Source organism: Neisseria sp. P0001.S005 (assembly GCF_051963715.1).
Genome location: NZ_JBQCTZ010000140.1, coordinates 1 through 9,005 on the forward strand (window position 1 = coordinate 1; position 9,005 = coordinate 9,005).

Consider the following 9,005-nt stretch of genomic DNA (forward strand, 5'->3'; position numbering starts at 1 on the left):
TTGGTGCGCAGGGCGCGGATGGCTTCGACGGCCGTGTCGGCGCGGTCTTCGCTGGCCAGCAGATAGTTGGAACGGCCACCGGTTTTCTTGAATTTGCTTTTGAAGAAGTCGCGTTTTTGCTGGGTTTTGGAGTGTGGAACAAGAGCGACGACTTCCAAATTGAGGTTTTCGATTTCTTCAGATGACGTAATGCCGTTTTTCATGCGGTTGCGAATCATCAGCCACAAAGCGGTCAATGAACCTGCGGCAAGTGCGCTCAGGAGTGTGATGACAGCTTTGCGCGGGGCAACGGGGTTTTCAGGGACATAGGCATAATCAACGATGCGGACATTACCTTGCGCGCTGGCTTTCATGATGTTGAGTTCTTGTTGTTTGCTCAACAGTTGGACGTAGGTTGCTTGGTTGGTTTCTACGTCGCGGGTCAGGCGGATAACTTCTTGTTGGGTATTCGGCAACTCGGCAATTTGTTGGTTGATTTTGTTTTTAGCACGCTCGAGAACGGCAAGTTTGTCCAATACGGCTTTATAGGAAGGGTGTTCCGGCGTGTATAGCTCGGCCAAGCCTGCTTCTTCGGTTTTGAGCAGGGTAATTTGGGTTTCGATGCCGGTCAGGCTTTCCAATGCGCCTTTGGACTCGAGCGGAATGTCGAGGGAGCCTGATTGTTGGCGGTAGGCATTGAGTTTGTTTTCAGCGTCTTGCAAGGTTTCTTTCAAGCGTGGCAATTCTTCGCTGATGAAGGCCAAACCGCTGGATGCAACTTGGACGTCGCGTTCGCGGTTTTGCGCAACGTAGTTGTCGGCAATGCTGTTGAGGATGACACTGGTACGTTTAGGGTCAGTGCCGGTAAAGGTAAGGTTGATGATGGGGCTGGTTTTACCTTTGCTGATGACCGCCAGTTTGTTTTGGATGTTTTCGATGGCGCTGATGCGCGAGAACTTGGTCAACGCAAATTCTTGACCCGGATTGGCTAAGATTTGATCGATTTTGAGGGTGGTTTGATTGTTGATTTTCAGAGGTACGCCGACCTTGCCTTCTACAACGCGTTTGTCAGGCAGGGTAAGGGTATAGGCTTTGTTGCTCTTGGCGGTCAGCGTGAAGGTTTTGTTGAACCATTCGTCTTGTACGGTAAAGCTGCCGACGGTCAGTTTGGGATCAGGGTCGCCGCTGACGTTGTGCATCAGGCTGCCGATAACGGGTGTGTATTTGGCTTTGACTTCTTGGTCAAGCTGAAGGTCGTCAACGGTTTTACCCAGTACCAAGCGTGATTGAACCAGCTCGACTTCTGCTTCAGACGGCGTGGTTTGGTTGTTGAAGATGCTGTTGATTTCGGTCAGGATTTGGTTTTGTCGCGTTTCAATTTCCAGCATGGCGTCGGCACGGTATTGCGGAGTGGATGCCAGGCTGAAGGCTGCGCCAAGAATGCCGCCTGCAAGCAGGGCGGCGAGGATTTTGTATTTATTTGTCCAAATTACGCGCAGCTGTTGGCCGAAGTCGATGTCGTCGTTGTCTGCGCTGTAAGGTGTGTAGGTCGTTTTTTTCATTGCTTGCTTTCTTGTTCATGCCGGTTTTATACCGGTTGAGTTTTTCCGTTTAGTTTGGTTTTCCAAGTGTCTGCGGCAGCATTGAGCTGTTCAAAAACGGCTTCAAACATTTCGCTGCTTTGTTTGTATGGGTCAGGTATGGTTTTTTTAGGCAACCATTGGGCAAACAGCATGGTTTTGCTGCGTGCCGGCGGATGGATGTAGGCCACCATGTCGATTTGACTGGGCTCCATGACGAGAATCAAATCGGCCTGTTCGCACATCGGGGCGGTCAGTTGGCGTGGCGTATGGCCTGCAACGATGACGCCGTGTTTGAGTGCGGTTTTAATGGCCTGGAAATCGGCATCCTTACCTGCCAGTGCTTTTATGCCGGCGCTGCTGATTTGATGGCCGGGTAGTTTTTTCTGCATGATCCGCTCTGCAGTGGGGGAGCGGCAGATGTTGCCTAGGCAGACGATGAGTATGTTGTGGTACATGATATTGTTTTCGGTTTATGGTCTGAAAAAAACGTGAGTCAGACTATAAGATACTGCTTTTCCGTTTGTGCGGTGTGTACGGCTTTTGTATGCCGTTTATGTAATTAGCTTGGATTGTGCGTGATTTTGTATCCTGCTGTCAAACAAGGGTCTGACAGCAGGAACCACTGTTTATCTAAACGTATTGTCGAGGGTGTTGACGTTGCTGATGGAGTTGGTAATTTGTGACATTACGCGGTTCCAACGGGTAACCGGGGCGGCGGTAACGTAAACGGTATCTTCCGAACGCAGTTTGAATTCGCTGCCCAATGCGTAAGAAGTCGCATCTTTCAGGTTGAGCTGATAGATGTGGATAGGTTTGGCCGCGTCTTCTGGTGCGCGGCGGATTACGAATACGCCGGTTGCGTCAGCATAGTTTTGGTTCATACCGCCGACTTCTCCGAGCGCTTGGGTCAGGTTGAGGCCGTGATTGCCAATCGGCAGTGTGGCTTGTTTGCCGACTTCGCCCATGATGTAGATTTTGTTGTTGCTGCTGTTAGGAACGTAAACGATGTCGCCATGGCTGAGGAGATGGTTTTGCGACATATCGCCGTATTGCAGCATGTCTTGCAGGGAGATGGTGCGGTCGACGCCGTTGTGCGTCCATTTGATGTGTTGGGTGTCGGCACTTTGGGTAACGCCGCCTGCTTGGTTGATGGCATCCAAAATGGTCATCGGGATATTGGTAATCGGCAGCTGACCTGCTTGGTTGATGGCACCGGATACTGAAATGCGTTGCGAACGGAATTCGGTAACGTTGATGGCTACTTGAGGGTTTTTGATGTAGCGTTTCAGAAGGTTGGTCAGGGTGTTTTGCAATTCGTCCAAAGTTTTGTCTTTGGCTTGAATTTTGCCTGCCAGCGGGTAAGTAATATAACCGCCCTCATCTACCCAGGCCCCGCGGCTGACTTGGTTGGTTTGCGGGTTGCTTTGCTGGATAGGGGAGTTAAGGTCGGAGTGCGCCCAAACCATGATATTGAGGACGTCGCCGCTGCCGATGCGGTAGCGGTAAGCGCTTTTGCTTTGCTCCAAACCTTGGTTGTTTTGGGAAAGTACAGGCGGCTTACGCATTTTTTCAATCAGGTTGGGCGTGATGGGGTAAACGGCAACGCGGCTGTCGAGGTTGGTGTCGGCTGCGGTGTCGGTATCGGTGTAAACAATGGTTTTGGTTCTGGTTTTGATGGTTGAACCAGGAATGACTGTCGTGCTGTTACAGGCAGTCAGTGCGAATAGAGTAAGCAGGGAGAGCGTTTTTTTCATGTAGTAGTCCTTGCGGGATGGTGTCCGGGCCGTCTGAAAATGTTCAGATGGCCTTATTGTTTTGTTGCCAAACCAAGTCGCAGATACCGTCTTTAGATACGAAGCCTGTCGGTGCGCGCAGCAGAAGCTGGCGCAGGCTGTTTTGGTCGCTTTGGAGACAGGCAGTATGGAGTTCCGACAGTATGTCAGATAATTGCGTCCATGGAAGCATTACTTCACTGGCGGTCATAATACGGGGATGAGTGGTTTTTTGTACCTCGTTGCCGATGAGCAGTTCTTCATAAAGTTTCTCGCCCGGGCGCAGGCCGGTAATCTTGATTTCGATGTCGCCGTGTGGGTGTTGCTCGTCTTTGACTTTGAGGCCACTGAGGACAATCATTTGACGGGCAAGGTCGATGATTTTGACGGATTCGCCCATGTCGAGGACGAATACGTCGCCGCCTTTACCCATTGCACCGGCTTGGATAACCAGTTGCGCTGCTTCGGGAATGGTCATGAAGTAGCGGGTAATGTCTTGATGGGTCAGGGTAATCGGACCGCCTTCAGCAATTTGTTTTTCAAATACAGGGACAACGGAGCCGGACGAACCCAATACATTGCCGAAACGTACCATGCAGAAGCGTGTTTTTTGTTCCGGTTCGGCGGCAAGGGCTTGCAGGCAGAGTTCGGCCATGCGTTTGCTGGCGCCCATGGTATTGGTCGGACGGACGGCTTTGTCGGTGGAAATCAAAACAAAGGTGGAAACGCCTACATCTACGGCAGCCTGCGCGCAGCAGAGTGTGCCGAACACGTTGTTTTGAATGCCTTCGATGGTGTTGAACTCGACCATAGGGACGTGTTTGTAGGCCGCAGCATGGTAGACGGTGTCGACGTGATAGGCCTTCATGATGCTGCTAAGGCGTTCTTTGTTTTGAACCGAACCCAAAAGCGGTACGACTTCGACTTGACTGCCTTGCGCGGCTTGGGTTTCGCGCAATTCTTTGTCTATGCTGTACAGGGCAAATTCGGACAATTCAAACAACAGCAGTTTGGTCGGACGGCAGTTGAGAATCTGACGGCAAAGTTCGGAGCCGATAGAACCGCCTGCGCCGGTTACCATCACGACTTTGTCGCTGATGTCGGCGCTCATCAATTCAGGGCGCGGTGCCACAGGGGCGCGGCCGAGCAAATCGACCACAGAGATTTTTTTCAATGAGCTGACGTTGATTTTGCCGTCTACCAAATCTTTCATGCCCGGAATGGTCAGGACTTCGCATTTGTATGCTTCGAGGCGGCGGATGATGTCTTTGCGTTCTTCCGGCGTAGAACTTGGAATCGCCAGCAGAATTTTGCGGACGCCGTAGCGGCTGATCAGCATCGGGATTTCGTTGGGGTTGTGGACGGCAAGGTCATAGATGACGGTACGTTGGATTTTCGGGTTGTCATCGACAAAGGCGATGGCCGAGTATTCGTTAACCTGTTTGATGGCTTCCAACAACTGGCGGCCGGATTGGCCTGCGCCGTAGATGATGACGGGGGTCATCTGTTTGCGGTGATGGTCGGTCAGAATCGCGCGCAGGATCATGCGCGAGCTGGTTACGCCGACTACCAAGACCAAGAAATAGACGATGGGCAGGGCAAGATGCAGTTTTTGTTCAAAAATCAGGGTGGTCAGGCAGAACAAGATCGCTGAAATGATGCTGCCGAATGCGGCTGAAGTCAGGACGCGGATGCTGACGAAGCGTGTGACGGCGCGATAGAGGCCGATACGGATGAAAAGGATGATGGTCAGCACAGCGGTGCTACCAAAAGCCAGCCAGTTGGCGATGCTCAACCATTCGTCGGAATATTGTACTTTGAGGCTTTGAGCAAACCAAAACGCCACGAATATCATCAAGATATCGTGGATGACGAAAAAGGTTTTTTTAAGGTTGCGCGGCAGAGCCAGCAGGGTTTCCAAGTTCATTTTATATTTCTTGTGTCTGAGTGTTGTAATGTGGCTTGGTACGGATTGTTTGAAGCAGGCTGTTTTATTTTTTCAGACGGCCTGAAGTTGCAGGCCGTCTGAAAATGATTATGCTGAGGCTTCAGTCAATACGGCTTCGATGTTTTCTTTGCAGAACGCAATTTCTTCATCGGTCAGGGTTGGGTGTACTAAGAACATCAGGCTGGTGTCGCCCAACTCTACAGCGTTTTTCAAACGCTCTCTCGGACGCCAAGGCGTGTTGTCGAAGGCTTTTTCCAAATACACTTCGGAGCAGCTGCCTTGATAGCATGGGACTTTGCGCGCGTTCAGTTCGTTGACGATACGGTCGCGTGTCCAGCCGTCTTTTAAGTGTTCGGGTTTGACAAAAACATAGAACTTGTATTGCGCGTGTTCGATGTAGTCGGCTACTTCAACCAAACGGATGCTGGCAAATTTGCCCAAGCTTTCAGCCAGTTTGGCGGCGTGAGCTTGGCGGCGGGCAGTCCATTCAGGCATGCGTTTGAGCTGGATGCGGCCGATGACCGCCTGCATTTCCATCATGCGCCAGTTGGTGCCGAAGCTTTCGTGCAACCAGCGGAAACCGGGTGCGTGTTCGCGGTGGTACACGGCATCATAGCTTTTGCCGTGGTCTTTGTACGACCACATTTTGCTCCATAGCTCTTTGTCGTTGGTGGTGACCATGCCGCCTTCGCCGCCGGTGGTCATGATTTTGTCTTGGCAGAACGACCATGCGCCGACGTGTCCGATGCTGCCGACGGATTTGCCTTTGTATTTCGCGCCGTGCGCTTGGGCGCAGTCTTCGATCACCCACAAATCATGTTCTTTTGCCAAGTCCATGATGCCGTCCATTTCGGCGGGCATACCGGCGAGGTGAACCACGATGATGGCTTTAGTGTTTGGCGTCAAAGCGGCTTTGATGGTTTCGGCGCTGATGTTTTGGCTGTTCAAATCAACATCGGCAAACACCGGATTTGCGCCGGCGGTCACGATGCAGGATGCGGAAGCCAAGAAAGTACGCGAAGTGACAATCACATCATCGCCTTGGCCGGTGCCCATTGCTTTGAGGGCTACGTCCAAAGCCAACGTACCGTTGGAAAGGGCAACGGCGTATTGCGTGCCGACAAAAGCAGCAAATTCTTTTTCAAATTCACGACATTCCGTACCTGTCCAGTAGTTGACTTTGTTGGACAGCAGGACTTTGGAAACGGCATCGGCTTCTTCTTGAGTAAAGCTTGGCCATGGGGAGAGTGATGTATTAAGCATTTGTTTTTCCTGCGAAAAGACTGGTTGAGCCTTTGGGGGCGATTTCTTCCAGCAATTGGCGGTTGATCAGGGTGTATTTCTGACCTTTGATTTCGACGTATGCGCCGTCGTAAGGCGGGAACCAAAACGCACGGATTTTTTTCTCCACATCGTCGCCGTCGCGGATTTGCTTCATGGCTTCCATCTCATCACGGCTGACGTAGCGGCCACCGATGTTTGGCGTGGTTGGCAATTTGGTTTTCGACTCGATGGCGCGGGTGATGATGCGTCGTGCGAAATCTTCCAATGCCTGCATGGTTTTGCGTTCGAGCGATTGGGCGGTTTCTGTTTCAGCGTCAATAGGGAAGCGGTCCACTTCGATAATTTCGCCGGTATCGATGGAAGCATCAACGTAGTGGGCGGTATTGCCCCATTCGTTCAGCTCGTCCATGATGGCCAGATTGTAGCCGCCCGTGCCTTTGTATTCGGGCAACAGCGCAGGGTGGAAGTTGATCGTGCCTAAAGTCGGAATGCTCAGGAATTCATCACGCAGCTTGCGCCAGTAAAGGACGGACAAGCCCAAATCGTATTTCAGACGGCCTTCTCGCATTGCTTCCAAAGCCGTATCGAAGGTGTACAGGGGCAAGCCCAATTCCTGCGCGGCTGCCGTGGTCGGCGAGCCTTGCAGATGGCTGTCGGTCAAGACACCGACGATTTCGATATGGTCTTGTTTGGTCAAAAAACGAAGCAGGTTGGCGGAAACCTGTTTACGACCCATAAATAAGATTTTCATGGAGAAATGTCCCTTATGCATTTGCTTTTTCGGTGGCGGAAGTTGTCAGTGTAGTCAATTCTTCCAGGGTGTTTATCCAAAGGGTGGGCTGGTATTCATGACCGTATTGCTCGGGATCGGCTTGATGAATATTGTGCGGCTTAGGCATGATGCCAATGGAGAGCCACCCCAGTTTGTTGGGTGCGACAAAATCTTTTTTGATGTTGTCGCCGATGTAGATGAAATGTTTTGCAGCCGGATATTTGTTTTGCAGGAAGACAAAACGCTTATCTTCGGGTTTTTCCGATTGCATGGCTTCCGAAATCAAAATGTCGTCAAACAAATCGGTCAACCCCAAGGCCTGTATTTTCAAACGCTGTGTCAGACTGCGGCCGTCTGTAATCAGGGCGCGTGCGGCAAAAGGGCGCATCAGCTTCCGTAAAAAAGACGGTTCGACATAGGGTCGGATAACAGGCCTGTGTAGTCGATATTGCCACAAAAGTGATTGTTTCTCTAATTCGTTTAATTTGCAATGATGGCACAAATTATCGAGCCAGTCTTTACTTTTATTGTCTGCAATTTCATTTAGTACGTCAGCATTGTATTGAGGATAAAGCGACGTAATTATCCCTACAACTGCCTGTATTCCGGAGCATTTGTAGTCGTACTCAGAGTAAAGCGTATCGTCAAGATCGAAGACGATGACGGATTCTTCCGGCTTAATCATGTTCTCTTACCAAAACTTTAGCATCGTAACGAAGCATGATTAAATTGTTTTCCCAGTCGTCGGAGAAAGGGATGTCTTGGCCGCCGATGTATTCTTGAATCAGCCAGCCCGGATAGTTGCCGCCTGCGGCGTAAGTCAGCGGGAAGCCGCCGCCGAAACGCGGGTTGATTTCCACACCGTAGGTCGTGTTGTCGGTTTTGCTGACGAAGAATTGCGCGGTAATACAGCCGCGTGCGCCTTCCAATACGGCCATTTTTTCAACCAGCTCTTCATATAGGGCATTGCGTCGGGTTGCGCCTTTGCTGACTTCGCCGGTACGCACTTCCAAACGTTCGCGAGGAATGGCGCATTTCAGACGGCCTTGACGGTCGTAATACATATCGACGGTAAATTCGGAGAAAGTATTCTCGATATCGATGTATTGGGCGAACATCATTTTCGGGTCTTCGGTAATGTCGACAGTCAAATCAGCCGGTGTGTTGATTTTTTTCGCACCGATGGCTCGGCTGCCGTCATAAGGCTTGGCAAAACATGGGAAAACCAGGCGGTCCCGTTCGTAAATTTCAGGCGAACGGATACTGTATTGTGCAAACAGGCCTGCGGTCAGGCGCTTGTCGCAGCACAGGGTAATCAGCTTTGCATCGGAAATGACAATATGTATTCCTTCAGCTTCAAAACGGTCACGTGCTTCGGCCAGTTTGAGCAGCTCGGTATCGATAGTTGGCACAATCAGACCGATGTCGTGTTGTTGGGCCAGCTCGAGAATGCTGTCAATGTATTCGGCTGCATCGATACGCGGCACGCTGAAAGCGCGGTCGGCAACATGGCAGGCAGAAGACATGTGTGGGTTGAGGTCAGTGGCAAAAACGCCGATGCCGTCTGAAAAACGTGCGGCTTCGGTTTGAAAGTCCTGCACCAATTCGACACGGCGACCTGCCGACAGAATCAGTATGTTATTTTTTTTCATCAGTTTTATTACCCG

At 51.0% G+C, this 9,005-nt stretch carries 8 protein-coding genes; all 8 read right to left on the reverse strand.

Annotation, left to right across the window (positions count from 1 at the left end):
- Positions 1 to 1,541 (reverse strand): GNVR domain-containing protein (locus ACTHSP_RS14460; RefSeq protein WP_440346330.1); only part of this gene is annotated, 1,541 nt, incomplete at its 3' end.
- 26 nt (positions 1,542 to 1,567) lie between these two features.
- On the reverse strand, positions 1,568 to 2,017 hold the full coding sequence (locus ACTHSP_RS14465) for a low molecular weight protein-tyrosine-phosphatase (protein ID WP_440346331.1): 450 nt from the start codon (positions 2,015 to 2,017) through the stop codon (positions 1,568 to 1,570).
- 171 nt (positions 2,018 to 2,188) lie between these two features.
- A complete protein-coding gene (locus tag ACTHSP_RS14470) occupies positions 2,189 to 3,316 on the reverse strand; it encodes a polysaccharide export protein (protein WP_003684536.1) in 1,128 nt (375 codons plus the stop codon).
- Between the two features lie 43 nt (positions 3,317 to 3,359).
- Positions 3,360 to 5,261, reverse strand: a complete 1,902-nt coding sequence (locus ACTHSP_RS14475; protein WP_440346332.1) for a polysaccharide biosynthesis protein — start codon at positions 5,259 to 5,261, stop codon at positions 3,360 to 3,362.
- Between the two features lie 108 nt (positions 5,262 to 5,369).
- The gene (locus ACTHSP_RS14480) at positions 5,370 to 6,545 is read right to left on the reverse strand and encodes a DegT/DnrJ/EryC1/StrS family aminotransferase (RefSeq protein WP_371464553.1); all 1,176 of its coding nucleotides are present in this window, start codon (positions 6,543 to 6,545) and stop codon (positions 5,370 to 5,372) included.
- The gene (locus ACTHSP_RS14485; RefSeq protein ID WP_049328301.1) at positions 6,538 to 7,317 is read right to left on the reverse strand and encodes a methionyl-tRNA formyltransferase; all 780 of its coding nucleotides are present in this window, start codon (positions 7,315 to 7,317) and stop codon (positions 6,538 to 6,540) included. Before ACTHSP_RS14485 ends, ACTHSP_RS14480 begins: the two co-directional genes overlap by 8 nt.
- 13 nt (positions 7,318 to 7,330) lie before the next feature.
- The gene (locus ACTHSP_RS14490; protein ID WP_049350765.1) at positions 7,331 to 8,023 is read right to left on the reverse strand and encodes an HAD family hydrolase; all 693 of its coding nucleotides are present in this window, start codon (positions 8,021 to 8,023) and stop codon (positions 7,331 to 7,333) included.
- Positions 8,016 to 8,990 (reverse strand): ATP-grasp domain-containing protein, encoded by a 975-nt coding sequence (locus tag ACTHSP_RS14495; RefSeq protein WP_049350764.1) that lies wholly within the window; start codon positions 8,988 to 8,990, stop codon positions 8,016 to 8,018. Before ACTHSP_RS14495 ends, ACTHSP_RS14490 begins: the two co-directional genes overlap by 8 nt.
- Positions 8,991 to 9,005 lie beyond the last annotated feature (15 nt).